Source organism: Chelativorans sp. (genome assembly GCF_031180965.1).
GTDB lineage: Bacteria > Pseudomonadota > Alphaproteobacteria > Rhizobiales > Rhizobiaceae > Chelativorans.
Window position 1 is genome coordinate 255,069 of sequence record NZ_JAPSLH010000002.1, and the last position, 25,380, is coordinate 280,448.

The 25,380-nt window shown below is 66.7% G+C and carries 21 protein-coding genes; 10 read left to right on the plus strand and 11 right to left on the minus strand.

Going from position 1 to position 25,380, the window contains the following annotated elements:
• Positions 1-9 precede the first annotated feature (9 nt).
• From kduD to uxaC, 7 genes are all read right to left on the minus strand, one after another.
• Positions 10-768 (minus strand): 2-dehydro-3-deoxy-D-gluconate 5-dehydrogenase KduD, encoded by a 759-nt coding sequence (kduD, locus tag RIN79_RS02655; protein WP_309083061.1) that lies wholly within the window; start codon positions 766-768, stop codon positions 10-12.
• Positions 765-1,613, minus strand: coding sequence for a 5-dehydro-4-deoxy-D-glucuronate isomerase (gene kduI, locus RIN79_RS02660; protein WP_309083062.1), 849 nt, complete (start codon positions 1,611-1,613; stop codon positions 765-767). The genes kduD and kduI overlap by 4 nt, the downstream gene beginning before the upstream one ends.
• Complete coding sequence (locus RIN79_RS02665; RefSeq protein WP_309083063.1) at positions 1,610-2,419, minus strand: FadR/GntR family transcriptional regulator; 810 nt, start codon at positions 2,417-2,419, stop codon at positions 1,610-1,612. Before RIN79_RS02665 ends, kduI begins: the two co-directional genes overlap by 4 nt.
• A gap of 8 nt (positions 2,420-2,427) precedes the next feature.
• Positions 2,428-3,708, minus strand: coding sequence for a TRAP transporter large permease (locus tag RIN79_RS02670; RefSeq protein WP_309083064.1), 1,281 nt, complete (start codon positions 3,706-3,708; stop codon positions 2,428-2,430).
• The gene (locus RIN79_RS02675) at positions 3,709-4,296 is read right to left on the minus strand and encodes a TRAP transporter small permease (RefSeq protein WP_309083065.1); all 588 of its coding nucleotides are present in this window, start codon (positions 4,294-4,296) and stop codon (positions 3,709-3,711) included.
• A gap of 252 nt (positions 4,297-4,548) precedes the next feature.
• Entirely contained in the window at positions 4,549-5,529 is a 981-nt protein-coding gene (locus tag RIN79_RS02680; protein WP_309083066.1) for a TRAP transporter substrate-binding protein, read from the minus strand.
• A 35-nt stretch (positions 5,530-5,564) separates the two neighbouring features.
• Positions 5,565-6,974 carry a glucuronate isomerase gene (gene uxaC / locus RIN79_RS02685; RefSeq protein WP_309083067.1) on the minus strand — a complete coding sequence of 470 codons (1,410 nt, stop codon included), beginning with the start codon at positions 6,972-6,974 and terminating at the stop codon, positions 5,565-5,567.
• Positions 6,975-7,138: 164 nt separating this feature from the next.
• Between uxaC and RIN79_RS02690 the strand changes: the two genes are divergently transcribed.
• Genes RIN79_RS02690 through RIN79_RS02700 form a run of 3 tightly spaced genes read left to right on the plus strand, consistent with a single transcriptional unit; the run spans position 7,139 to position 10,860 of the window.
• On the plus strand, positions 7,139-8,623 hold the full coding sequence (locus RIN79_RS02690) for a mannitol dehydrogenase family protein (protein WP_309083068.1): 1,485 nt from the start codon (positions 7,139-7,141) through the stop codon (positions 8,621-8,623).
• A complete protein-coding gene (uxuA, locus tag RIN79_RS02695; protein ID WP_309083069.1) occupies positions 8,620-9,798 on the plus strand; it encodes a mannonate dehydratase in 1,179 nt (392 codons plus the stop codon). The genes RIN79_RS02690 and uxuA overlap by 4 nt, the downstream gene beginning before the upstream one ends.
• Positions 9,799-9,834: 36 nt before the next feature.
• Positions 9,835-10,860, plus strand: coding sequence for a Gfo/Idh/MocA family oxidoreductase (locus RIN79_RS02700; protein ID WP_309083070.1), 1,026 nt, complete (start codon positions 9,835-9,837; stop codon positions 10,858-10,860).
• A 73-nt stretch (positions 10,861-10,933) separates the two neighbouring features.
• Here RIN79_RS02700 and RIN79_RS02705 read toward each other — a convergent pair whose 3' ends face one another.
• Positions 10,934-13,429, minus strand: a complete 2,496-nt coding sequence (locus RIN79_RS02705) for a heavy metal translocating P-type ATPase (protein WP_309083071.1) — start codon at positions 13,427-13,429, stop codon at positions 10,934-10,936.
• Between the two features lie 154 nt (positions 13,430-13,583).
• On the opposite strand from RIN79_RS02705, the gene RIN79_RS02710 reads away from it, so the two are divergent.
• The 4 genes from RIN79_RS02710 (at position 13,584) to RIN79_RS02725 (ending at position 18,026) form a co-directional block, all read left to right on the plus strand.
• On the plus strand, positions 13,584-14,837 hold the full coding sequence (locus RIN79_RS02710) for a ribulose-bisphosphate carboxylase large subunit family protein (protein ID WP_309083072.1): 1,254 nt from the start codon (positions 13,584-13,586) through the stop codon (positions 14,835-14,837).
• Complete coding sequence (locus tag RIN79_RS02715) at positions 14,834-16,225, plus strand: four-carbon acid sugar kinase family protein (RefSeq protein ID WP_309083073.1); 1,392 nt, start codon at positions 14,834-14,836, stop codon at positions 16,223-16,225. Before RIN79_RS02710 ends, RIN79_RS02715 begins: the two co-directional genes overlap by 4 nt.
• Positions 16,226-16,336: 111 nt before the next feature.
• Positions 16,337-17,173, plus strand: a complete 837-nt coding sequence (locus tag RIN79_RS02720; protein ID WP_309083074.1) for a phosphogluconate dehydrogenase C-terminal domain-containing protein — start codon at positions 16,337-16,339, stop codon at positions 17,171-17,173.
• A gap of 10 nt (positions 17,174-17,183) precedes the next feature.
• Positions 17,184-18,026 carry a sugar phosphate isomerase/epimerase family protein gene (locus RIN79_RS02725; protein WP_309083075.1) on the plus strand — a complete coding sequence of 281 codons (843 nt, stop codon included), beginning with the start codon at positions 17,184-17,186 and terminating at the stop codon, positions 18,024-18,026.
• Positions 18,027-18,029: 3 nt separating this feature from the next.
• Here the strand turns inward: RIN79_RS02725 and RIN79_RS02730 are convergent, their stop codons facing one another.
• The 3 genes from RIN79_RS02730 to RIN79_RS02740 form a co-directional block, all read right to left on the minus strand.
• Positions 18,030-19,007 (minus strand): ABC transporter permease, encoded by a 978-nt coding sequence (locus tag RIN79_RS02730; RefSeq protein ID WP_309083076.1) that lies wholly within the window; start codon positions 19,005-19,007, stop codon positions 18,030-18,032.
• Entirely contained in the window at positions 19,004-21,469 is a 2,466-nt protein-coding gene (locus RIN79_RS02735; protein WP_309083077.1) for an ATP-binding cassette domain-containing protein, read from the minus strand. The genes RIN79_RS02730 and RIN79_RS02735 overlap by 4 nt, the downstream gene beginning before the upstream one ends.
• 78 nt (positions 21,470-21,547) lie before the next feature.
• On the minus strand, positions 21,548-22,588 hold the full coding sequence (locus RIN79_RS02740) for an ABC transporter substrate-binding protein (protein WP_309083078.1): 1,041 nt from the start codon (positions 22,586-22,588) through the stop codon (positions 21,548-21,550).
• A gap of 164 nt (positions 22,589-22,752) precedes the next feature.
• On the opposite strand from RIN79_RS02740, the gene nanR reads away from it, so the two are divergent.
• From nanR to RIN79_RS02755, 3 genes are all read left to right on the plus strand, one after another.
• Positions 22,753-23,475, plus strand: a complete 723-nt coding sequence (nanR, locus tag RIN79_RS02745) for a transcriptional regulator NanR (RefSeq protein WP_309083079.1) — start codon at positions 22,753-22,755, stop codon at positions 23,473-23,475.
• A gap of 159 nt (positions 23,476-23,634) precedes the next feature.
• Positions 23,635-24,699 (plus strand): Gfo/Idh/MocA family oxidoreductase, encoded by a 1,065-nt coding sequence (locus RIN79_RS02750; RefSeq protein WP_309083080.1) that lies wholly within the window; start codon positions 23,635-23,637, stop codon positions 24,697-24,699.
• A 102-nt stretch (positions 24,700-24,801) separates the two neighbouring features.
• The coding region (locus RIN79_RS02755; RefSeq protein WP_309083081.1) for a sugar ABC transporter substrate-binding protein at positions 24,802-25,380 on the plus strand (579 nt) is incomplete at its 3' end.

Sequence of the window (25,380 nt, forward strand, 5' to 3'; positions counted from 1 at the left end):
GGAATCTCCTCAGCGTGCGAGCCAGCCGCCGTCCACCGGGACGACGGCGCCGTGCATGTAGTCCGAAGCGGGCGCCAGCAGGAACACGGCCGCATCGCCGATGTCCTCCGGCCGGCCCCAGCGCCCGGCGGGAATGCGGGCAAGGATGGCGGTGCTGCGGTCGGGATCCTTCCTCAGCGCGTCCGTATTGTTGGTCTCGATGTATCCCGGCGCCACGGCGTTGACATTGATGCCCCTCGACGCCCATTCGCAGGCCAGCAGCCGCGTCACGCCCAGGACGCCATGCTTGGAGGCGGTATAGGAGGCGACGCGGATGCCGCCCTGGAAGGAAAGCATCGACGCGATATTGACGATCTTGCCCCGTCTGCTCTCGGCGATGAGCTTGCGGCCGAAGGCCTGGCTCAGCATGAAGAGCGTCTTGAGGTTGACATCCATCACCTCGTCCCAGTCGGCCTCCGTGAAGTCGACCGCATCGGCGCGGCGGATGATGCCGGCATTGTTGACGAGCCCGTCGATCGGGCCGTGCGCCTCCCAGGCCGCGTCGAACATTGTGCGCGCCCCAGCGGCATCGGCGAGATCGCAGGTGAGCGCGGTGAACCGCGCCCCTTCGGCGGCGACGAGCCGCTCCGTCTCCTCCATGGAGGAGCGGCCGACACCGAGGACCGAGCCGCCGGCGCGGGCAATTGCGACGGCGATCCCCTGCCCTATCCCGGTATTGGCACCGGTGACGATGATGGTCCGGCCGGCAAGACTGAATCTCGCCGTCACCGCATCGTCTCCAGTGGCACGGGGTCGACATCCGTATAGTCGACATTGTCGCCGGCCATGGCCCAGATGAAGCTGTAATTCGCCGTCCCGCAGCCCGAATGGATGGACCAGGGCGGCGAGATCACCGCTTCCTCATTGGCCATCAGGATGTGGCGGGTCTGCGTCGGCTCGCCCATGAAGTGGAAGACGCGCGCCGTGTCCGGAACGTCGAAATAAAGATAAGCCTCCATGCGCCGGTCATGGACATGGCTCGGCATGGTGTTCCACACGGAGCCGGTCGCAAGCGTCGTCATGCCGACCACGAGCTGGCACGTCTTCACCCCTTCCGGATGGATGAACTGGAAGATCGAGCGCTCGTTGGAGGCCGCCTGGCTCCCAAGATCGAGACGCTTGGCATCGCCGATGCGGATTAGGCTGGTCGGGTGCTTCTGGTGCGCGGGCGCGCTGAGCAGGTAGAACTTGGCCGGCTTGTCGGGATCGTCCGAAGAGAACGCCACGCTGCTTCCCATGCCGACATAGAGCATATCGCGCGGGGCAAGGGACTGTGCTTCGCCATCGACGGTGATCTTGCCCGCGCCGCCGATATTGACGGCGATCATTTCCCGCCGGTCGAGGAAGCGCTTCGTTCCGGTCGGCTTTATCGCTTCCAGCGTGAGTTCGCCGCGCTCTGGCATGGCGCCGCCCACGATCATGCGGTCATAGAGCGTATAGGTCAGGTTGATCCGGCCGGGCTCGAACAGGGCCGGCACGTGGAAATGCGCGCGCAGCTCCTCCGAGTCCATGCGCCGCGCCGCGACCGGGTCGATCGCGTGGCGGATCGAGTATTTCATGTGGCTGTCGCTCATGGCGCCCTTCGCCTTTCCTGGTTCGTCTTGAGGTCGTTTCCGGCCGCTGACCGGCGGAAGCGGTAGTCCGCCTGCTGCCCGTTGAGGCGCGCGCGGTAGCGCTCCTGGCTGGCCGCCAGATGCTGGCGCATCGCCCGCCTGGCCTCGTCGGCATTGCCGGCGGAGATCGCGCGGAGGATGGCGAGGTGCTCCACCTGCAGCCCCTCCTGGTATTCGCGGGAGAGCACGCTGTCGGTGCCCCAGGGCGAGGTGATGTCGCAGGGAATGGCGCGCATGCCAAGCGCGTCCAGCACCTCGACATAAAACGGGTTGTTCGTCGCCGCGGCGATTGCGCGGTGGAACTCGAAGTCGGTGCGCCCCGTCGCCTCGCCGATGGAAAGCAGCCGGTCGAACTCGAAGAAGGCTTCCTGGATCGCCGCTTCCTGCGCGCTGTTGCGCCGCAGCGCCGCAAGGCCGGCGCTTTCGATCTCCAGCCCCATGCGCACCTCGATGACGTTGAGGGCGTAGGAGATCTTATTGCTGATCTCGGAGGTGATGGAGCTGAAGGCCATCGCCGGCCGTTCGCGCACGAAAACACCTGCGCCCTGGCGCGCCTCGACCAGCCCGTCGGCGGCCAGCGTGGCGATCGCCTCGCGCACCACCGTGCGGCTGACCCCGAAGAGGTCCGTCAGCCGGCTCTCGGTGGGCAGCCTCTCTCCCGGCCGGTAGTCGCCGGAAAGTATCTGCTCCCGCACCGTGGCGACCACCCGCTCCGAGAGCTTCGGCTTTCGTTGCAGCCGGATATCGGCTGAAGGATCGGCGGCCATCTTCTCTCCTACCGGAACACACTGGGCAGCCACAGCGATATGGCGGGGATGTAGGTGACGAGGCCAAGCACCACGATGCCAGCGAGATAGAAGGGCCATATGCTGCGCATGGCCTCCCACACCGTGATCTTGCCCACGGCGCAGGCCACGAACTGCACGGCGCCCACGGGCGGCGTGTTGAGCCCGATGCCGTAGTTGAGGATCATGATCACGCCGAAATGCACCGGATCGACCCCATAGGCCTGCACCACCGGCAGAAAGATGGGCGTGGTGATGATGATGGTCGGCCCCATATCCATGAAGGTGCCCAGCAGCAGCATTAGCAGGTTGAGCAGGAGCAGGATCACGATCGGGTTCTGCGAAATGCCCGTCAGCAGCTCGGTAAGCTCCGCCGGCACGCGGAGATAGGCCATCAGCCAGGAGAAGGAGGCGGCAGTGCCGATGATGAGCAGCACCATGGCGGTCGTGCGTACCGCGCCGAGCGTGGCGTCGACAAAGTTCTGCCAGCTCATCGAACGGTAGATGAAGAGGGTGACGAGCAGCGCGTAGAAAACGGCGACGCAGGAGCTTTCGGTGGCCGTGAACACGCCCGAGCGCACGCCGCCGAAGATGATGCCGATGAGCAGCAGGCCCGGAAGCGAGTTGATGAAGAACCAGCCCACGCGCGCAAAGCCCGGGAACGGCTCGACCGGATAGCCGCGGCTGCGGGCCACGAAATAGGCCGTCAGCATGAGGGCTGCCGCAAGCAGCAGGCCGGGTAGGATGCCGGCGGTGAAGAGGTCGGCGATCGAGATCCTTCCGCCTGCCGAGATCGAATAGATGATCATGTTGTGCGAGGGTGGAAGCAGCAGCGCGATCAGTGCTGCCATCGACGTGATGTTGACCGCGTAATCCGTTCCGTAGCCGCCCGCCTTCATCTGCGGGATCATCAGCCCGCCCACGGCCGCCGCTTCCGCCACCGCGGAGCCCGAAATGCCGCCGAAGAGGGTGGAGGCGGCAATGTTCACCTGCCCGAGGCCGCCGCGCATATGCCCCACCAGCGCGCCCGCGAAGGCGACGATGCGCTGGGCAATGGCGCCGCGCACCATCAGGTCGCCGGCATAGATGAAGAAGGGGATGGCAAGCAGCGTGAAGACGCTCATGCCGGAGTTCATCTGCTGGAAGACGACGAGCGGCGGCAGCCCGATATAGAGGATGGTGGCAAAGCTCGCGACGCCCAGGCAGAAGGCGATCGGCGTGCCGATCAGCATCAGGACGGTGAAGGTGCCGAAAAGGACGAGCGTCTCCATCTAGACCTCTTTCACGTCGGCGATGGAAGGGATTTCGTCGGAGGCGTGCGCATCCTTGTCCACGTCCACGCCGGACCAGCGCAGCGCAATGCGCTCGATGGAAAAGAGCGCGATGAGCACGCCGCCCACGGCCAGCGGCATGTAGCGGAAGGAGCCGGAGATGCCGAGCCCCGGCATACGCTCGTTCCACTGCAGAAGGATGAGCTGCCAGCCGTAATAGATCATGCCCCCGGCGAAGGCGAGCACGACCAGATCGGAGATGGTGCGCAGCACCCTCTTGCTGCCATCGGGCAGCACATAAAGGAGCACGTCGAAGCCAAGGTGATAGTTCTCACGCACGCCGACGGCCGAACCGAGAAATATGAACCAGCTCATGATCAGGATCGCCGACAGCTCGGTCCAGGCGTTGCTCCATCCGAGGACATAGCGCACGAAGACCTGCCAGAAGACGATCACCGACATGGCTACGAGACCGATGCCGGCAATGTAGAGCGCGCCGGTGGAGAGCGCGGAAAGCACCCTTAGAGCAGGGCCCCGACGCGGATTCTCGGGCGGACGCGTATCGCCGATGCTGATTGCCTGCGACATTCCTCTGTCTCTCGTCATCCCGGGCGGGCGAAGCGAGACCCGGGACCCATTGGTCGCTCAAACGTCGAGGGCGCCCGCTCCTCGTTGCGCGCTTCATCAGCATCCCGCCACCTGCGGAGACCGGCCGCGCTGCTCAACGGGTCCCGGATAGCCCTTGCGGGCTTCCGGGAAGACGAGCTTGGATGCGATCGGCTTGCTGATCTGGAGATGATCGGGATAGCGCTCGATGCACCATCCCGATCATCGAGTTGCTCAGCCTTCGGTTTCCTGGATCCGCTTCACCAGATCCTGGAGCTCAGGCGTGTTCACATACTTGTCGTAGACAGGCTTCATCGCATCGATGAAGGGCTGTTTGTCGGGAGTGGTGATCTGCGAGCCGGCTGCCTCGACGATCTTGCGCGATTCGGCCACGCGTGCGTCCCAGAGTTCCCACTGCTTTTCCATGGAGTCGCGTGCGGCCTGCTTGAAGATCTCCTGATCTTCCGGGGTGAGCTTGTCCCAGGAGGCCTTCGACATCACGAACACCTCGGGCACGATGGTGTGCTCGTCGAGCGAGAAGTTCTTCGCCACCTCGAAATGCTTGGCCGACTCGTAGCTCGGAAAATTGTTCTCCGCGCCGTCGATGACGCCCGTTTCGATGGCCGAATAGACCTCGCCGTAGGGCATCGGCGTGGCCGAGGCGCCGAGGGCTGCCACCATGTCCACGAACACATCCGACTGGATGACGCGGAACTTCAGGCCCTTCATGTCTTCCAGCGTGTTGATCGGCTTCTTCGAGTTGTAGAAGGAGCGGGCGCCGCCATCGTAGAAGGCAAGCAGAACGACGCCGTGCTGATCAAAGCCCTTGGCGATCTCCTCGCCGATCGGGCCGCTCATCACGTTGCGGGCGTGCTCGGGCGAGCGGAAGAGATAGGGCAGCGACGGGATCAGCGTGGCCGGAACGAGGCTGTTCCACGGCGCCATGGAAACGCGGTTGAGATCGATCACGCCCGAGCGCACCTGCTCGATCGTATCGGCCTCCTGGCCGAGTTGGGCCGAGTGATACACCTCGACCTCGTAGCGGCCCTCCGTGCGCTCCTTGATGAGCTCACCGAAATGCTTCACCGCCTCGACGGTCGGATAGCCGTCGGGATGCGTGTCGGACGAGCGCAGCACCGTCTGAGCGCTGGCCGCTCCCATCATCACAGATACTGCAACCGACGCGGCGGCAGCGAATTTCGAAAAACGCAACATAATGTCCTCCCGTTGATACTTGGGCGTTCTGCCCTTCAAAGCCGATACGCCTTTTTGGCGAGCGTATAGGCAAGCTCCTTGGCCAGCTCAAAGGCTTCGTCTTCCCTGAGCTGGTGTTCCGAAACGAGGCGCGCGAGGAAGCCGCAATCCACGCGCCGCGCGATATCGTGCCGCGCCGGGATCGAGGGAAAGGCCCGCGTGTCGTCGTTGAACCCGACCGTGTTGTAGAAGCCTGCCGTCTCGGTGGTGAGCTCTCGGAAACGGCGCATGCCTTCCGGGCTGTCGTAGAACCACCAGGCGGGGCCGAGCCTCAGCGCCGGATAGACGCCGGCCAGCGGCGCCAGCTCGCGCGAATAGGTGCTTTCGTCCAACGTGAAGAGGATGACGGTGAGGTCGCGCTCCAGGCCGACCGCATCGAGCATCGGCTTGAGCGCGGCGACATAATCGGTCCGGGTCGGGATATCGAAACCCTTGTCGCGGCCGAAGCGCGCCATCATTTCGGGCGAGTGGTTGCGCCAGGAGCCCGGATGAATCTGCAGCACGAGCCCGTCGTCAAGGCTCATCTTCGCCATCTCGGTCAGCATCTGGCCGCGGAAACGGCTGCGCTCGGCGGCGTCCGCCCTGCCCGTGCGCACACGGTCGAAGAGCGCTGCAGCCTCGGACGCGGAGAGATTCTCCGTCGCTGCACTGGGATGCCCGTGATCGGAGGAGGTGGCGCCAAAAGACTTGAAGAAGGCGCGGCGTTTCCGGTGCGCGGCAAGATAGCCTTGCCAGGAGCCCGTATCCTCGCCGGTGATCTCGCCCAGCCGGTCGAGATTTTTGGAAAACCCTTCGAAATCCGGATCAACCACAGCGTCCGGCCGGTAGGCGGTGACGACCTGGCCCTTCCAGCCGCTCTCGCGGATTTTCTGATGCCAGGCAAGATCGTCGAGCGCGCCGTCGGTCGTGGCGATCACCTCGATGTTGAAGCGCTCGAACAGCGCCCGCGGGCGGTAGTCCGGCCGGGCGAGCCGCTCGGAAATCTCGTCATAGCTCCTGTCCGCCGTTGCCGCCGAAAGCGGCTCTTCGACGCCGAACAGCTCGGAGAGCACATAGTCCATCCAGAGGCGTGTCGGCGTGCCGCGGAAAAGGTAGAAATTCTCGGCGAAGAGCCGCCAGATGCGGCGGCCATCCTTCTCCACAGGCGTTCCGTCGAGCCGGGGAACACCCAGGTCTTCCAGCGCGATGCCCTGGCTGAAGAGCATGCGGAAGATGTAGTGGTCGGGGACGATCAGCAGCTGCGTCGGATCGGGAAAGGGTTCGTCGAGGGCATACCATCGCGGGTCGGTGTGGCCATGCGGACTGACGATGGGCAGGCCGGCGACCGTCTCGTAGAGGGCGCGGGCCAGCGAGCGCACCGAAGGCTCGGCCGGAAAAAGCACGTCGCGATCGACCAATGAGGGCATGCGCTGCCGCTCCTCCCTTCGGCTGTTTCTTTTATCGCTAGGCGGGCGGAAGTCCTATGTCAACATACAAAATCCCATGGTTGTATGATGAATTTAGATTGCGCTACGGCGAGGCTCGTTGTAGTTGGCGGCGGCAAGGGAGAGGCCCGGGAGGAGGACGATTCATGCAGCGCGATCGGTTGTCCAGGACCACAATGCAGCGGGCAACCGGCTGCGAACTTCCCGGCTACGACCTCGCCCAGGCAACACCCGGCATCGTGCATCTGGGGGTCGGCGCATTCCATCGCGCACACCAGGCCGTCTATATCGACGATTGCCTGGCGGCGGGGGAGACGGGCTGGGGCATCGTTGGCGCCTCGCTGCGCAGTCCCGACACGCGCGACGCGCTCGCCCCCCAGGACGGGCTCTATACGCTCGCCGTCCAGGACGCCTCCGGCGACAGGCTGCGCATCATCGGCTCCCTGCGTGAACTCCTCGTCGCGCCCGAGGACCCTGCCCTGCTGGTGGCGCGCATGGCCGATCCCGCCACGCGGATCGTCACGCTCACGGTGACGGAGAAGGCCTATCTGCGCAACGCGGCGGGGGATCTCGACCTCTCCCATCCGGATGTCGCCCGGGATGTGGAGACACTTTCCAGCCCGCGCACGGTCCACGGCTTCATCGTCGCCGCGCTTGCCGAGCGGCGGCGCGCCGGCACCCCGCCCTTCACGGTGCTCTGCTGCGACAATCTTCCGTCCAATGGCGAGACGGTGCGGCGGCTGGTGCTGCAGTTCGCCGAGGCCGCCGACCGCGATCTTGCCGGCCATATCGAGCAGGAGGTCGCCTTCCCCTCCACCATGGTCGACCGCATCGTGCCGGCCACGACCGATGAGGACCGCGCGCGCATCTCCTCCGCGATCGGGTTCGAAGACGCCTGGCCGGTCAAGTGCGAGCCCTTCATGCAATGGGTGGTGGAGGACCATTTCACGCTCGGCCGCCCCGGCTGGGAGCGGGCGGGCGTGACCATGGTCAGCGATGTGCGCCCCTTCGAGGAGATGAAGCTGAGGCTCCTGAACGGCGCCCATTCGGGCCTCTCCTATCTCGGCCTGCTCTGCGGCCGCGAAAGCGTGTCGGAGGCCTTCACCGATCCGGCGATCCGCGGCTTCGTCGACCGCCTCTGGGCCGAGGCGATCCCCACTTTGCCGAAGGGTGCAGGGCTCGATCCGCAAGCCTATATAGCCGCGCTCTCCGACCGCTTTTCCAATCCCGCCCTGGTGCACCGGACGGCGCAGATCGCCAATGACGGCAGCCAGAAGCTGCCGCAGCGGATCCTCGCCACGGCCCGCGCGCGGCTTTCCGACGGCGGCTCCGCCGATCATCTGATGCTCGCCGTCGCCGCCTGGATCGCCTGCTGCGAGGCTCGCGGAAAAGCACTCCCGGCCGGCCATTTCACGGATCCGCTGGACAAGGAACTGGAGGCGGTCTTCACCGGGCGCCCATCGTCCGCGGACACGGTCCGCCAGGTCTTCGAGAGGGCGGGGTTCGACGCGATCCTCGGCGATGCCCGCCAAAAGCTCGCGCACACCGCCGCCCTGCATCTCGAAACGATCCGCCGGAACGGCGCAGGCGCGGCGATCGAGGCGGCGGCACAAGAAAGGGCATCCGCATGAAGCAGACATGGCGTTGGTTCGGCCCCGATGATCCGGTCACGCTGGCCCATGTCCGCCAGGCCGGGGCCGTGGGCATCGTCAGCGCGCTGCATCACCTGAACGACGGCCGCGCCTGGCCCGCCGACGAGATCGCCAGACGCAAGGCGGAGATAGAGGCGGCGGGCCTGGAATGGTCGGTGGTGGAAAGCATCGTCGTCCACGAGGACATCAAGACGCGCACCGGCCGCTACCGCGAGCTGATCGACAACTACAAGCAGTCCATCCGCAACGTGGCCGCGGCGGGCATCCGCACCGTCTGCTACAATTTCATGGCCATCACCGATTGGACACGCACCGACCTCGACTATCCGATGCCGCATGGCGGCACGGCGCTGCGCTTCGACGCCGTCGAATTCTGCGCCTATGATTTGCTGGTGCTGAAGCGCCCGGGCGCGGAAGCCGAGTATCCGCCCGAACGCATCGAGGCGGCGCGCGAGCGGCTTGCCGCCATGAGCGAGAGCGACCTTGCCCGGATCGAGCGCAACCTCATCGAATGGGTGCCGGCGCGCGAGTTCGTGTACGACCGCGAGAGCTTCCGGCGCATGCTGGACGTCTACCGCGACATCTCTCTGGAGGGCTTTCGCGAGAACCTCTTCGCGTTCCTGCGCGAGATCGTGCCCGTGGCGGAAGAGGAGGGCGTAAAACTTGCGATCCATCCGGACGACCCGCCTTTCCCGATCTTCGGCCTCCCGCGCGTCGTCTCGAGGGCTTCCGATGCCCGCGCGCTCATTGCCGCGGTCAAGTCGCCCTCCAATGGCATCACGCTCTGCACCGGCTCCTACGGCGCCAACCGCGACAACGACCTGGTTGCCATGGCAAGGGAATTCGGCCCCGACATTCACTTCGCGCATCTGCGCAATGTGAAGCACGAGCCGGACGGCTCGTTCCATGAGTCCGAGCACCTGGACGGCGACGTGGACATGGTGGGAGTGGTCCACGAGCTTCTGAAGGAGGAGCGGCGCCGCGCCGCTGAAGGCCGTGCCGATGCCGTCATCCCCATCCGGCCGGACCATGGGCATCTGATCCTCGACGATATCGGCAAGAAGGTGAATCCGGGCTATTCCGGCATCGGCCGGCTGAAGGGCCTGGCGGAGTTGCGGGGCGTGGTGCGGGCGGTTGAGCGCTTTGCATTCTGAACGTTGTCTCGGGTGAGCGGATCGGGAGGCAGAACCATGGCAAGAAAGCGCATCGCGGTGATCGGCCTTGGCATGGCGTCCACGCCGCATGCCAAGAGCCTGCTCGACCTGTCCGACCGCGTAGAGGTCGCCGCCTGCTTTAGCCCCAGTGAAACCCGCCGCAAGGCGTTTTCGGAGCTTTGGGGACTGCCGATCGCTTCCGATGCGGAGTCGATCTTCGCGGACAAATCCATCGACGCGGTGATGGTGCTGACGCCGCCCAACACCCACTATGAACTGGTCGAGCAGGCCGCGCGCGCCGGCAAGCATGTGCTTCTCGAAAAGCCGCTCGAAATCTCCACAGAGCGCGCGCAGCGCATGGTCGAGGCTGCAGAATCGGCAGGCGTAGCGCTGGGCATCGTGCTGCAGCAGCGTTTCCGCCCGGTCAGCGTCAAGCTCGCCGAAGTCATGGCCGAAGGCAGACTGGGCGAGCTTGTCGGCGCATCGGCAAGGCTCTCCAACTGGCGCCCGCAGAGCTATTACGACCAGCCCGGCCGCGGCACGAAGGCGCGCGACGGCGGTGGCGTGCTCTTGACCCAGGGCGTCCACACGCTCGACCTTCTCATTTCGTTTGCAGGCGTGCCGGAAGAGGCCACCGCCTATGCCGTCACCACGAAAGTGCACCGCATGGAGACGGAGGATTTTGCCGCCGGTGCCGTGCGCTATCCCAATGGCGCGATCGGCACCATCAGCGCCACCACCTGCGCCTATCCTGGGTTCCCGGATGCCATCGAGCTCATCGGCACCAAGGGCACCGCGCGTATCGAAGGCACGGCGCTGATCGCGCAGTTCCACGACGGTACGGAGCTCCGCCAGGATGACGGCGCGCTCGGCGGCGGCGCGGGGGCCGACCCCATGGCCTTCCCGCACGATCACCACCGCGCCGTGCTCACGGATTTCCTCGACGCCATCGAAACCGGCCGTCAGCCGAAGGTGAGCGGGCGCGAGGCTTTGAAGGTGCACCGCCTGATCGATGCCTTGCTCAGGTCCGCCGAGAGCGGCCGGCGCGAACGCGTCGGCTGAGCCGGTCCGCGAGCAGGCGAACGCCGGCCTCGCGGACCGGCTTTTTCGTCGTCATGCGGCCGGGCCAGCTTTCCTATCGCAGCGCAAGTCCCCTCAGCCGCAGGGCGTTGGCGATGACCGACACCGAGGAGAGGCTCATGGCGGCGGCGGCGAGCATGGGCGAGAGCAGCATGCCGAACACCGGGTAGAGGATGCCTGCCGCAACCGGCACGCCGAGAGCATTGTAGACGAAGGCGAAGAACAGGTTCTGCTTGATGTTGCGGATCGTCGCCTGCGCCAGCGTCCGCGCCCGCACGATTCCGTTGAGGTCGCCCTTCACGAGCGTGATGCCCGCGCTCTCCATGGCCACATCGGCGCCGGTGCCCATGGCGATGCCCACATCGGCGGCAGCGAGCGCCGGCGCATCGTTCACGCCGTCGCCGGCCATGGCGACCTTGACGCCCGCGGCCTGAAGTTCATCAACAAGGGCCTTCTTGCTCTCGGGCATCATGTCGGCGCGGACCTCGTCGATGCCGAGCTTCGCCGCGACGGCTCTGGCGGTGCGCTCATTGTCGCCGGTAGCCATGATGATCTTGAGCCCGGCGACGTGCAGGGCGCGGATCGCCTCGGCGGTAGACGCCTTGATCGGGTCGGCGACGGCGACGATGCCGGCCAGCTTTCCATCGGCGGCGACGAACATCACCGTCTTGCCCTCGCCGCGCAGCTCGTCCGCGCGCGCCTGAAGCGGCGCGACATCGACGGAGAGATCCTCCATCATCGCCCGGTTGCCGAGCGCCACAGCGCGCCCGGACACGCGGCCGGAGACGCCCTTGCCGGTCGCCGCCTCGAAATCCGTGGAGTCCGGCAGCGCCGCTCCCCTCTCCCGCGCGCCTTCAACGATGGCCTCGGCAAGCGGATGCTCCGACCCCTTCTCGAGGGCCGCCGCAAGGGCGAGAAGCTCGGACGCGTCCACGCCTTCGGCCGGGACCACATCGGTGAGGCGCGGCTTGCCCTCTGTGAGCGTGCCGGTCTTATCGATGATCAGCGTGCCCACGCGCGCGAAGCGCTCCAGAGCCTCCGCGTCCCTGATGAGCACGCCCGCCTGCGCGCCGCGCCCGGTCGCCGTCAGGATGGACATTGGAGTGGCAAGCCCGAGGGCACAGGGACAGGCGATGATCAGCACCGAGACCGCCGAAACGATGGCGAAGACCATGCTGGGCGCCGGGCCGAACAGAGCCCAGACGGCGAAGGCAGCTACCGCGACGAGCACCACGGCCGGTACGAAGTAATAGGACACCCTGTCGGCAAGGCCCTGGATCGGCGCCCGCGAGCGCTGCGCCTTCGCGACCATCTCGACAATCTGCGAAAGCATCGTCTCCTTGCCAACCTTTTCCGCGCGCATGATGAGCGAGCCGTTCTTGTTGAGCGTGCCGCCGGTGAGCAGGTCGCCTTCGGTTTTCTCGACCGGGACCGGCTCGCCGGTGATCATGGATTCGTCCACCGATGAGCGGCCCTCGAGGACGGTGCCGTCGACCGGCACGCTCTCGCCCGGCCTCACGCGCAGCCGGTCTCCCGCCTGCACCTCCTCCAGCGGCACGTCTGTCTCCGAGCCGTCCGCGCCGATCCGCCGCGCCGTCTTGGGCGCAAGGTCAAGCAGCGCCCGGATGGCGGAGCCTGTCCGCTCGCGCGCCCGAAGCTCCAGCACCTGGCCGAGGAAGACCAAGGCGACGATCACCGCCGCGGCCTCGAAATAGACCGGCACCGTGCCGCCATGGCCACGGAACTGGTGCGGGAAGATGCCGGGAAAGAGCGTCGCGACGACGCTGTAGACATAGGCGGTGCCGACGCCGATGGAGATCAGCGTCCACATATTCGGGCTGCGGTTGACGACCGATTCATAGCCGCGCACGAAGAAGGGGATGGCCGCCCAGAGGACCACCGGGCTTGCCAGGAGAAGCTCGGCCCATGCTGCCGGCCTCTCGCCGATCCAGTCGCGGAAGGGCAGGCCGAGCATGGGGCCCATCGTGATGAGCAGCAGCGGGATAGAAAGTGCCCCGCTCACCCAGAGACGGCGGGTGAAATCGATCAGCTCCGGATTGGGACCCTCCTCGCCGGTGGGCACGCCCATGGGCTCGAGCGCCATGCCGCAGATCGGGCAGGAGCCCGGCTTGTCGCGGACGATTTCGGGGTGCATCGGGCAGGTATAGAGCCTGCCCGCGGGGACAGGCTCGGAAACGGGCTTCTCGCCCAAATATTTCTCCGGGTCCGCCTCGAACTTCCCCTTGCAACCGGCCGAGCAGAAATAGAAGCCGCGTCCCTCGTGCCGGGCAAAATGCCGAGCGCCCGCGCGGTCCACCTTCATGCCGCAGACCGGGTCGGGGGCTTGCAGGTAGTCTTCCGGCTTCGCCGTAAACTTGTCGAGGCAGGACTGGCTGCAGAAGTGGAAGATGCGCCCGCCGTGCTCGGCGGACGGCTTGCCGGCAGCAGGATCGACCGTCATGCCGCAGACCGGGTCGCGCGTCATGGCCCCTGCCCCATGCGATGCATGCGAGTGCCCGTGGTGATCATGGGTGTGATGGTCGTGATTCATCTCTTGTTACTCCTTCTGGCCATCACCTAGTCCTTCCAGTAACTGGAAGGTCAAGACCCCGCCTCCGCCGCCCCCGCCTCTGCCGAGCGGCATGATTTACTCTCTCGGCAAACTGGTATAATGAGGTCACAACACCCGCCGTTGGGATTGGGGCATGGGCGCACGCATAGAAGCCGACTATCTGATCGAGACCGCCGAAGATCCGCGCCGCGCGGCCGAGACCATGGCGGGCGAACAGTCCTCCGGCACCTTCGTTCCCGTTCCGGGAGAGACGGCAGATCTGAAGCAGCGCGCCGGCGCCCGGGTGGAGCGGCTGGAAGTTCTGGAGCAATGCGCGGCCCCTTCGCTCCCCGGCGCGAGCCGGCCGCAAGGCTCTGCCATCCGCCGCGCCCTCGTCACGCTATCCTGGCCGCTCGAAAATCTCGGCCCCTCGCTGCCGAACCTGGTCGCGACGGTGGCCGGCAATCTTTTCGAGCTGAAGGCCTTTTCGGGCCTGCGCATCCTCGACATCCGGCTGCCGGAGGCTTTCGGCACCGCCTATCCCGGGCCGCGCTTCGGTGTCGAAGGCACCCGCCGCCTCTCGGACGTATGGGAGAGGCCGCTGATCGGCACGATCGTAAAGCCGAGCGTCGGCTTGAGCGCCGAGGAAACGGCTTCGCTCGTCGGCGAGCTCGCGCGCGGCGGGATCGACTTCATCAAGGACGACGAGCTGCAGTCGGACGGGCCGGCCTGCCCGTTCGAGGCGCGGGCGCGCGCCGTCATGCGCGTGGTCAATGACGAGGCGCAGCGCAGGGGCAAGAAGGTGATGTTCGCCTTCAACCTGACCGGCGACCTCGACCAGATGCGCCGCCGCCACGACCTGGTGCGCGATCTCGGCGGCACCTGCGTGATGGCCAGCCTGAACTCCGTCGGGCTGGTCGGCATGATCGAGCTCGCCCGCCATTCCGAATTGCCCATTCACGCCCACCGCAACGGCTGGGGCTATCTTTCCCGCCACCCGGCGCTCGGTTGGTCCTATATCGCCTGGCAGAAGCTGTGGCGGCTTGCCGGCGCCGACCACTTGCATGTCAACGGCCTGAAGAACAAGTTTTCCGAGGACGACGACAGCGTGATCGCCTCGGCGCGCGAATGCCTGACGCCGCTTCTTGCCGAAAAGCCCTGCATCGCCATGCCCGTCTTTTCCTCCGGCCAGTCCGCGCTGCAGCCGCCGGAGACCTATCGCCGCCTCGGCTCGGCCGACCTCATCTATGCGGCGGGCGGCGGCATCCTCGCCCATCCGCAGGGAGTGGCTGCGGGCGTGGCGAGCCTGCGTGGATCCTGGGAGGCTGCGATGTCGGGCGTGCCGCTGGAGGAATGTGCGCGCACCCATCCCGCGCTCGCCGCGGCGCTGCAATCCTACGGCGGATGAAGAGCACGGACCCAGACCTCGCCTCGCGGGAGCGGCCGCTCATCGCCTGGTACGGCGACGATTTCACCGGCTCCGCCGCCGCCATGGAGGTGTTGAGCTTTGCCGGCATTCCGAGCGTGCTTTTCCTGCGCGTGCCGAGCGAGGAACAGCGCGCGCGCTTTGCCGGCCATGCGGGGATCGGCCTTGCCGGCACGGCCCGCGCTCACCCGCCGGAATGGATGGAACAGCATCTGCCGGAAGCCTTCGGGTTCCTGAAGGGGCTGGGTCCGGAGCTCTTCCATTACAAGCTCTGCTCGACACTCGATTCCTCGCCCGCCATCGGATCGATCGGCCGTGCCATCGAGATCGGCCGGCGGGTGGTCGCGGACGCCCCCGTTCCCCTTCTCGTCGCCGCGCCGCCCATGCGGCGGTACCAGGTGTTCGGCAATCTCTTTGCCGGGGCGCCGGTGACGGTGCACCGGCTGGACCGGCATCCGGTGATGCGCCGCCATCCCGTGACTCCCATGGACGAGGCCGATGTGCGGCTGCATCTGGCGCGCCAGACGGCGCTCCCCCTCGGCCTGGTGGACCTTGTCGACCTGCGTGAGAATGCGAGCGCCGACGCCGCCTGGCGGCGCGAACGGGAAGGGGGAGCCGGCATCGTCGCGCTCGACGCGCTGGACGAGCCCTCGCTTGCCGAGGCCGGCCGGCTCCTCTGGGAGAACCGCAGCGCCTCCCCCTTTGTTGCCGGTTCGCAGGGCGTGCAATATGCGCTGGTCGCCCATTTCCGGCAGATCGGAGCGATCGCCCCCATCGACCTGGTGCCGCGGGTGCCGGAAAGATCGCCCGTCGCCGTCGTTTCCGGTTCCGTCTCGCCGATAACCGAGGCACAGATCGGGGAAGCCGTCGCGCGCGGCTTTGCGGAGGTGCCGCTCGATGTGGCGGCCGTGGTGCAGGGCGGCTCGCGCGATGCGGTCCGCCAAGCGGTCGAGCGCGCGAGCAGGCTGATCGGCGACGGCCGCAGCACGATCGTCCATGCCGCGCGTGGCCCAGCCGATCCGCGCGTCGCCACTCTTGCCCGCATTGCCGCAGCCGAAAACCTTTCCTCCGCGCAGATCGGCGCGCGCATAGGCGAAGCGCTTGCCGAGATCCTCGCCGCGCTGCTCGAACGGACCGGCGTCCGCCGCGCCATCGTCGCCGGCGGCGACACGTCGGGCGCGGTGATGGGCGCGCTCGGCATCTATGCCCTCACCGCGCTTGCCCCCACCGTCCCCGGCGCCTCGCTTTTCCGCGCCCATGCGGATGCGGCCGCCCTTGACGGGCTGGAGATCGCGCTGAAGGGCGGCCAGATGGGCAGCCCCGACTTCTTCGACTGGATCCGCCGCGGCAACGAGTCTGGGCCCGCCTGAGCCGATCCTCACTCGAACTGGTATGTTGACATGATGAGCATAGCACTGTAGCCATTTTCATCGGCCGATATTGCGCGGCGCATGAACCGCGCCGGCAGCGGGGAGGACCAAATGGCTACGTCGATCACTATTCTCGGTGCTGGCGGAAAGATGGGCTTTCGTGTCACGAAGAAGCTCGTCGATGCGGGATATGACGTGCGCGCCATCGAGATCGGCGAAGCGGGCCGCGAGCGCCTCAAGCAGGCAGGCATCGCCTCGGTCGAGCGGGATGCCGGGATTTCCGGCGCCAAGGTCATCGTTCTGGCATTGCCGGACACGCTCATCGGCCGGGCCGCCCACGAGATCGTCGACCGGCTGCCGGCCGGGACGATGCTCCTGATGCTCGACGCCGCCGCGCCCTATGCCGACGAGTTGCCCAAGACCCGGCCGGATCTCACCTATTTCGTGGGCCACCCCTGCCACCCGCCCCTCTTCAACGACGAGACGGAATGGGAGGCGCGGCGCGACTATCACGGCGGCATCGCCCGCCAGTCGATCGTCTGCGCGCTCATCCAGGGGCCGGAGGAGCACTACGCGCTTGGCGAGGAGATTTGCCGCGCCATGTGGTCGCCCATCATCCAGGCGCACCGGGTCACGCTGGAGCAGCTTGCGATCCTCGAGCCTGGCCTTTCGGAAATGGTCGCGATGCCCTTCGTGGACACGATGGTCGAGGCGGTCGAGCGCTGCGAGCGCGACTACGGCATTCCGCGCCAGGCCGCCATGGATTTCCTGATCGGGCATCTCAATGTCGAGATCGCCATGTGGTTCGGCTATTCGCCGAAGGTGCCGTCCGACGCCGCGCTCAACCTGATGCGCTTTGCCAAGAAAGTGGTGGTGCGCGACGAATGGCACGAGGCGCTGTCGCCGAAGAAGGTGAAGGAAGCGGCGGAGCTGATCGTCCGCAGCTGAGGGCCGCCTGGTGCGCCCGATCTCCGTCTCGACCGCCGCCTTCGACGGCTATGCGTTGGAGACCGCCTTTCAGGCGATCGCTTCGGCCGGGGCGCGCTACGTCGAGCCTGCCTATATCAAGGGCTATCTTCCCTTCGACGAGACTGCCTTCTCGCCTGACAATGCCGCCGCGCTCGCCGCCGCCGCCGATGCGGCGGGGCTGACCGTGCTTGCCGTCTCCGCGCATATGAATCTCGCCGACGGTGACGGCCGGGCCATGCTCGCCCGGCGCATCGGATTTGCCGGCGATCTCGGCGCGCGATTCCTCGTCACCAATGCCGGGCCGGCCTCGGCGCGGGCCGAGATCGCCGCGATGATAAGATCGGCTCTCCCGGTGCTCGAAGCCGCCGGCGTCGTCCTTGCGCTGGAGAATCCGGGCCACGGCTCGGGCGATCTCATTCCATCCGCGACGGCCGGGCAGGATCTTGTCCAGGCGATCGGCAGCCCCTTCGTCAGGCTCAATGCCGATCTGTGCAACACCTATACCTATAGCGGCGGCTCGGCGGACCCTCTGCAGGACCTCCTCGCCGCGCTTCCCGCGATCGCCCATGTGCACCTGAAGGACGTGGCCGAGCCCAGCGCCGACTGGCGCTTCTGCCCCATCGGCGAGGGCGTGATCGGCTACAGCCCCATCCTCGATGAGCTGGCGCGGCAGGCGCCGGAGCTTCCCATCGGCATCGAGCTGCCGCTGCGGCTGGAGCGGCGCGGACGCGGCGATCCGGTGCGGCTAGCCGAGCACCCGGCGCTGGAAGATGTCATCGCCGCGGTGCGGCGCTCGCTGGACTTTGTCCGGCAAGGCCTTGGGCGGGCCTGAGCTTCAGCTTTCGGCGGCAAGGCGTCTGCGGCGCTGCGCCATGGTGGATAGCCCGGCGATCGCCAGCACGGCGATGATGATGGTACCCTGCACCACGTCCTGTGCTCCGGTCGGCAGGCCCGCGACTTGCATGGTCGTGACGATCAGGATCAGGAACATCGCCCCGAAAAGCGTGCCCACGGCGGTCGAGCTGCCGCCGAAGATAAGGGTGCCGCCGAGCACCACGGCGCCGATCGACTGCAGGAGGAAGGGCGTGCCCATATCGAGGAAGGCCCCTCCCACATAGGCCGAGAGCAGCGCGCCGGATGCCGCCGCAAGCACGCCGCTGGTGATGAATGCGGCGGTGATCGTCGCGCCGGTGCGGATGCCGGCGAGGCGGGCGGCTTCAAGGTTCTGCCCTACGGCCGCAAGCCGCATTCCAAAGGCGGTGCGCGAAAGCACGATGCCGGAGACGGCGACGGCGGCAAGCGCGATGAGGGCGATGACGGGCACGCCCAGAACGCGTTCCGTGGCGACCGTGCGAAGCGCCGGCGCCACGTCGAAGCCGCGCACCTGGCGGTTGATCATCAGCGTGGCGGTCGCGAGGATATACCCCGTCGATAGCGTGGCGATCATCGCCGCGATCCTGAGCTTCAGGACGAGGAAGGCATTGAGGAGCCCGGTAGCAGCGCCTGCGGCAACGGCCGCCGCCAGCGCCAGCGGCAGGCCGGCATTCGTGCCGCCTGACACGGTGACGGTGATGAAGGCGGAAAGGGTGACAACGCTCGCGACCGACAGGTCGATATTGCCTCGTCCAGTCGTCACCACGAACATTTGGCCGAGCGCCACGAGGGTGAGGAAGGAGACGGAGCGGGCGATCCCGGTGAGGCTCGAAAGGCTTGCGCGCTCGCTCACAACCGAAAGGGCAGCCCACAAGATCAGGACGCCCGCCGCCGCCCAGATCCACCGCTGCTGCCGCAACATGGCAGGGAAGGAATTCATCGTTCGTCCCTCCTCAGGAAGGCCGCACCCAGGCCGAGCACGGCGATCATCAAGAGGCCCTGTATGGAGGCGTTGAAGTCGGTGCTGACGCCCAGATTGCCGAGCAGTGCGCCGATCAGCGAGAGCGTCACCGCGCCGGCCGCGACGCCGAGCGGGAAGATGACGCCGCCGATGAGCTGGCAGCCGCCCAGGACGACGGCGGCCACGGAAAGCAGCGTATAGGTGCCGCCCGCATTGATGTCCCCCGCCCCGCTGGAGGCGGCGATCGCGAGACCCGCCGAGGCGGCGAACCCGCCGGCGATGAGGTAGCGATAAATGGTGTAGCGGAGCGCCGGCCAGCCGGACCGCTCGACGACCGCTTCGTTGTTGCCGAAGCCGCGCAGCACGGTTCCCAGCCTTGAACGGTGGATCGCGATGGCGACGGCCGTCGCCGCAACAATCAGGATGAGCGGCGTCGGAATGCCCGGAATCGACCAGGATGTCAGGGCCCTCAGCCAGTCCGGGGCTGCGCCTCCGGGCGCCGGCAGGATCATGTACCCCGTGCCATACCAGATGAAGGAAGCGCCGAGCGTGGCGACGATCGCCGGCACATGGCACAGCCTGATGATGAGCGCGAGGAGGAAGTAGCCGCCGAGCCCGGCCAGAATGGCGGCTGCCCCCAGCGCCGGAGTCGAGGCGAGAAGCGTGACGGCAACCACGTTGATGAAGCCGACGAAAGCCCCTGCCCCGAGATCGATCTGGCTGCCGCCGACGACGAACATCTGCGCGAAGCCGATCAGGACGAGCGCCACCGCGGGCCCGAGAAGCAGTTTCAGGCCGAATTCGGAGATGACGATCGGGTTGCGGGCGGCCATGACGGCAAAGACGAGCACCAATCCGATCAGCGCCGTGTGGCGCAGCGCAAGCCGCAGCCAGTCGCCCGCGCTGCGCCCCTGCTCGGCCTTCGTTTCCGTTGCTCCCGCCCGGGCGGAGAAAGCCGCATTGAGGATCGCCTCTTCGCTGATGTCCTCGCGTGCGAGCTCGCGCACGATCCTGCCCTGCGACATCACCAGGACGCGGTCGCATTCCTCGAACTCGCGATCCTCGGTCGAGAACCAGATGACGAGCTTGCCGCCTTCCGCGGCGGCGCGGATCACCTCGTAGAATTGCCTTTTGGTGCCGATGTCCACGCCGCGCGTCGGATCGTCGAGGATCAGGATGTCGGCGTCGGTCGCGAGCGCGCGGGCGACCAGCGCCTTCTGCTGGTTGCCGCCGCTGAGCTCGGTGATGGGTGAGGAGAACCGTTCCGGATCGAGCTTCACGGAGCGCGAGATCGGCAGCGCATGCTCCCGCTCCTTCTCCATCGACACCACGGAAAAGGCGGGGCGCCTGGCCGTCCGGCCCACGGCGATGTTGGTCAGCACGTCGAACAGGGGAAAAATGCCTTCCCGCACCCGGTCACCCGAGACATAGGCAACTGCTGCGGAGCGGGAGGCGCCGCCGCGGCCCCCGTGGAATAAGTCCTTGAGGAGCGCCTGCTGGCCATCACCTTCAAGAGCGGCGATGCCGACGATCTCGCCGGCGCGGCAGGAGATCGGCGTGGCAAGGGGTTCAGCGCGCGTGCCGGCGACGGTCGCGAGCACAGGACCCAAGTCCCGCACATGCTCCCTTGCCCGGCGCAATTCCGCTTCGAGCTGCGCCCCGCCCATGATCTCCACGAGGCCGGCGACGCTCACCTCGGACACGTCGCAGTCCGCCACCTTGCGGCCGTTGCGCATGGCGACGACGCGCGTCGCGACATCCACGATCTCGGTGAGCTTGTGGCTGATGAAGATCACGGCCACGCCGCGCGCGGCAAGCGCGCGCACATGGTCGCGCAGTTGGCGGCTTGCCACCGCGTCCAGCGAGGAGGTCGGCTCGTCGAGGATGAGGAGTTGCAGGCCCGGGCTTGCCACGGCGCGGGCGATCTCCACCATCTGCCGCTGCGCGATTGGCAGGGAGCCGATTTCCGCCGTCATGTCCGGCCTGGCGCCGGGGAACACGGCGCCGATGCTCGCCAGCGCCGCCTTGGCATAGGCGCGACGCCAGCCAACGGGCTGGGGGTGCGCCTCCGGCTGCTCTATGAAGAAGTTCTCGGCAATGGTGAGATTGGAGCAGAGCGAGAGCTCCTGATGCACGGTGCGGATGCCCTGCCTCTGGGCCGCCTTGGGTCCGTAGGCGGCAAGGTGGACGGCCGCCCCTCCGATCGCGAGCGTTCCCTGGTCCGGGATGGTCGTGCCGCCCAGAACACGCATGAGCGTGCTCTTGCCCGCGCCATTGGCTCCGACGAGCCCCAGGATCTCGCCGGGCGCTATGGCAAGGGAAAGATCGCTGACGGCAACCGTGGGGCCATAGCGGACGGTGACGCCGGAAAGCGAGACGATCGGCTCGGCCTGCCGGGCAAGGACGGCCCCGTCACTGTCGGAACGAAGGGAAACGCGCATTCCTCCTCCCCGGAAGATGGCGGATGGACGGCCTCAAAGCCGCGCCCTGCGCGTCTTGCGCACGGCGCGGCCGATGGATCAGCTTCCGCCGAGCAGGTTCTGCTCCACCCATTCCCTTGTATAGGTGGGGCTGACGATGCGCCCGGCCGGCATGTCCGCATATTCGGCAAGATTCTCGGCCGAGACCACCGCCACGGGCATGGTGATGGATTTCGGCGCCTCCCTGCCCTCGGTCATGGCGAGCGCCAGCCAGAAAGCCGCGCCGCCGATGCCTGGCGTCGAGTTCATCGAGGTCGTCTTGTAGCCGTCCTTCGCCTGCTCCGCCCAGAAGCGGATGAAATCGGAGCTGCCGCCGCCTTCAATGACGGGAAGGTCCTCCGCATAGTCCCCGCCATATTGCAGGAAGGCCTGCGCTATGCCGAAATCGTCGCTGCCGCCCTGCGCCAGCACCGCGTCCACCTTGGGCAGGCTCGGCAGCACGTTGGCCACGGCCGCCTGTGCGACCGGTGCCGTCGCTTCGCCGTAGACCTCAGCCACGACCTTCACGTCCGGATGCTTGGCCAACACCGCCATCTGCGCATCGTACATCTGCTTGTCCGGGCCGGAGCCGCGCACGCCGCGCACCACGATGACATTGCCCTTGCCGCCGATGAGCTCGATCGTCTTCTCCGCCTGCTCGGTCTTGTAGGCCGTGAAGTCGAAGCCGAGCGTGGTTGCGCAGGGGGCGGTCACGAGCGAATCGAAGGCGAGCACCTTGATGCCGGCCTGGCAGGCCTGCTCGACCGTGTCGTTGAGCGCCGTCTCGGACGCGGCATTGATCGCGATGGCATCGACGCCGCGCAGGATCAGGTCTGCGAGCTGGCTCTGCTGCTGCGGAATGCTGCCGTCACCGTTGAGGACGACGTAGTCCGCGATCAGCCCTTCCGCCTTGGCCTTCTCCGCGGCCTCCGTGAAGGCATCGACCATCTGCCGCCGCCAGGTGTTGCCGTAGAACGAGTTCGACAGCGCGATGACCGGCTTGTCCTGCGCCTGCGCGGGACCGCCCGCTCCCGCCGCCACTACGGCTGCAGCGGCGAGCGCGGCAGCGGCCGCGGATTTCAGGATTCTTGATACGAGCATTGACCTTCCTCCCTGATCCGATCCCGCCGAAGGGCGCGTGACGCCGTACGCGAGATCAGATATACTCATTATACCTCTTTACCATAAGCAGCCGGCCTTGGGCTGTCAATTTGGATAGGCCGCGCATATAAGTTGACCGCCACACCGAGCAGCAGAGCAGAAAGATGACGCACGTCCTTCCGATCAGGCGGCGCAAACTGGCAGATGAGGTGCAGGATCGCCTGCTCGAGATCATCCGCAGCGGCGACCTTGAGGCCGGCGATCTGCTTCCCTCCGAGCGCGAGCTGATGGCCGCCTATTCGGTCGGGCGCCCGGCCATCCGCGAAGCCATGCAGAACCTGCAGCGCATGGGCCTGGTCGAGATCCGCCATGGCGGCCGGCCCCGCGTGGCGCAGCCTTCCATCGCCAATATGATGGAGCAGATGGCCGAGCCGATGCGCCACCTTCTGACGCGCTCCGAGACCAGCCTCAACTATCTCAAGGAGGCTCGCGCGACCTTCGAGATGGAGATGGCGCGCATAGCGGCCAGTAAGCGCACCGAGGCGGACATCGCCACGCTGCGCTCCCTGCTCGATCGCCATGCCGCCGCCCGCAAGGAGCCGAAACTGTTTCTCGAATTGGACGGCGAGTTTCATCGCGCCGTTGCCGGCATCAGCGGCAATCCGATCTTCGAGGCGCTCAGCGGCTCGCTCTTCACCTGGCTCGCCCATTTCCACCTCGACCTTGTGAGCAGGCCTGGGCTGGAAAAGCTCACCCTCGAGGAGCACGAGGCGATTTTTGCCGCGATCAAGCAGGGCGATCCGGCATTGGCGGCCAAGAACATGAGCGACCACCTGAATCGCGCCAACCGGCTCTATCACACCACCAATCCGCGCAAGGCCGGTTGAGGCTGCTGCGGCGCCCGGCTTGAGGAGCTGCGCCGGGTCGCAGCGGCGGTTGCACGCCGGCGCGAACTGGTATACTCAATACATCAGGTGACGTTCTCGGCTCCTGGAGGAGGCCCTTGCCACGCGCGGGGCCAAGAGGGCCGAATGGGAGAGGCCTGCATGAGCCTGACTGGCGAAAGCAGCACGCGCAAAACCTTGCGAGGCGGCCTGATCGGCTGCGGTTTCTTCGCCCGCAATCACATGAATGCCTGGCGCGAAGTGGAAGGAGCGGAGATCGTCGCCGTCTGCGACCGCGATGCAGGGCGAGCCAAGGCGATGGCGGAGTCTTTCGGCATCGGCGGCGTCTATACGGACGCGGAAGCGATGCTCGCCGCCGAACGGCTGGATTTCGTCGATATCGCCACGACGGTGGAATCCCACCGCCCGCTGGCCGAGCTCGCAGCGCGCCATAAGGTGGCGATCGTCTGCCAGAAACCCTTCGCGGAGACGCTGGAGGACGCTCAGGCGATGGTGGCCGCGGCGGAAAGGGCCGGCGTGCCGCTTCTCGTCCACGAAAACTTCCGCTGGCAGAAGCCTTTCATCGAGCTGCAGCGGCTCCTGCAGCAAGGGACGATCGGCAAGATCCACTATGCCCGGCTCTCCTTCCGCCACGGCTACGACAACTACAAGAACCAGCCCTATCTGGCCGAGGTGGCCCGCTTCGCCATCATGGATGTCGGCCTGCATCTCTACGATCTCGCCCGCTGGCTCTTCGGCGAGGTGGAGACGGTCCATTGCCGCACCCAACGCCTCAACCCCATCGTCAAGGGGGAGGACGCCTTCGTGTCCATGCTCGGCCATGCGGGCGGCGCCGTCTCGGTGATCGACTGCTCCTTCTATTCGGTGATCGATCCGGAGCCCTTCCCTCAGACCCTGGCCTGGATCGAGGGGGATCGCGGGACGCTGGAGCTTTCGGCTGGCTATCGCCTGCGCATCCATCGCCGGGGCGCTGCGGCCGAGGAGATCGATGTCGAGCCGCCGGTCCCCTCCTGGGGCGAGAAGCCCTGGCACGTGGTGCAGGATTCGGTGCGCGCCTTCGAGGAACATGTGGTTGCCGTCGTCCGCGACGGAGTGGAGGGGGCACCCACCGGCCGCGACAATCTGAAGACCCTGGCCGTCGCACTCGCTTCCTACGAATCGGCCGAGAGGGGGTCCGTCGTCCGGCTGGCGGGAGGCGCCGCATAGGAAACTCCTCCGCGGGCGCGCACCCGTCCGCCGGAGGCATGATCGTTCGGTGCAGCCAAGAGGGCCGGGAGAAGCTTCACGGCCCCGCCAAGGGAGGTAACCATGCACATGCTGAAATCGGCGCTGCTCGCCGGCTCCATAGCCGGCGCTGCCCTGCTCGCCCCGGGAGCGGCCAAGGCCGCCACCATCTGCTTCGCTTTCCAGGATCTCGAGACCGAGTTCTGGGTCGCCGGCCACCAGGCGATCGTCACCACGCTCCAGGAAGGCGGACACACCGTCATTGAGCGCAACGCGAACGAGGACGCCAACCGGCAGCTCGAGCAGGTGCGCGACTGCATCGCGCAGGGGGTGGACGGCATCATCATCATCCCGCAGGATGGCGAGAGCGCCGTTACCATCGTGAAGGAAGCGCAGGAGAGCGACGTCCCGATCGCCGTCTTCAACCGCCCGCCCTCGGATCTCAGCCGCGGCATCATCGTCGTCGCCGACAATCAGAAGATCGCCGCCCAGGCCGTCGAATACATGGCCTCTGAGGCGAAGAAGAAGATGGAAGCGACCGGCGAGAAGCTGACGCCGCTGATCATGGTCGGCGATCTCGGCGATCCGAACGCCGTCGGCCGCAAGGCCGGCTTCTATGACGTGATCAACGCCAACCCAGACCTCTTCAACCAGCCGGTCGAG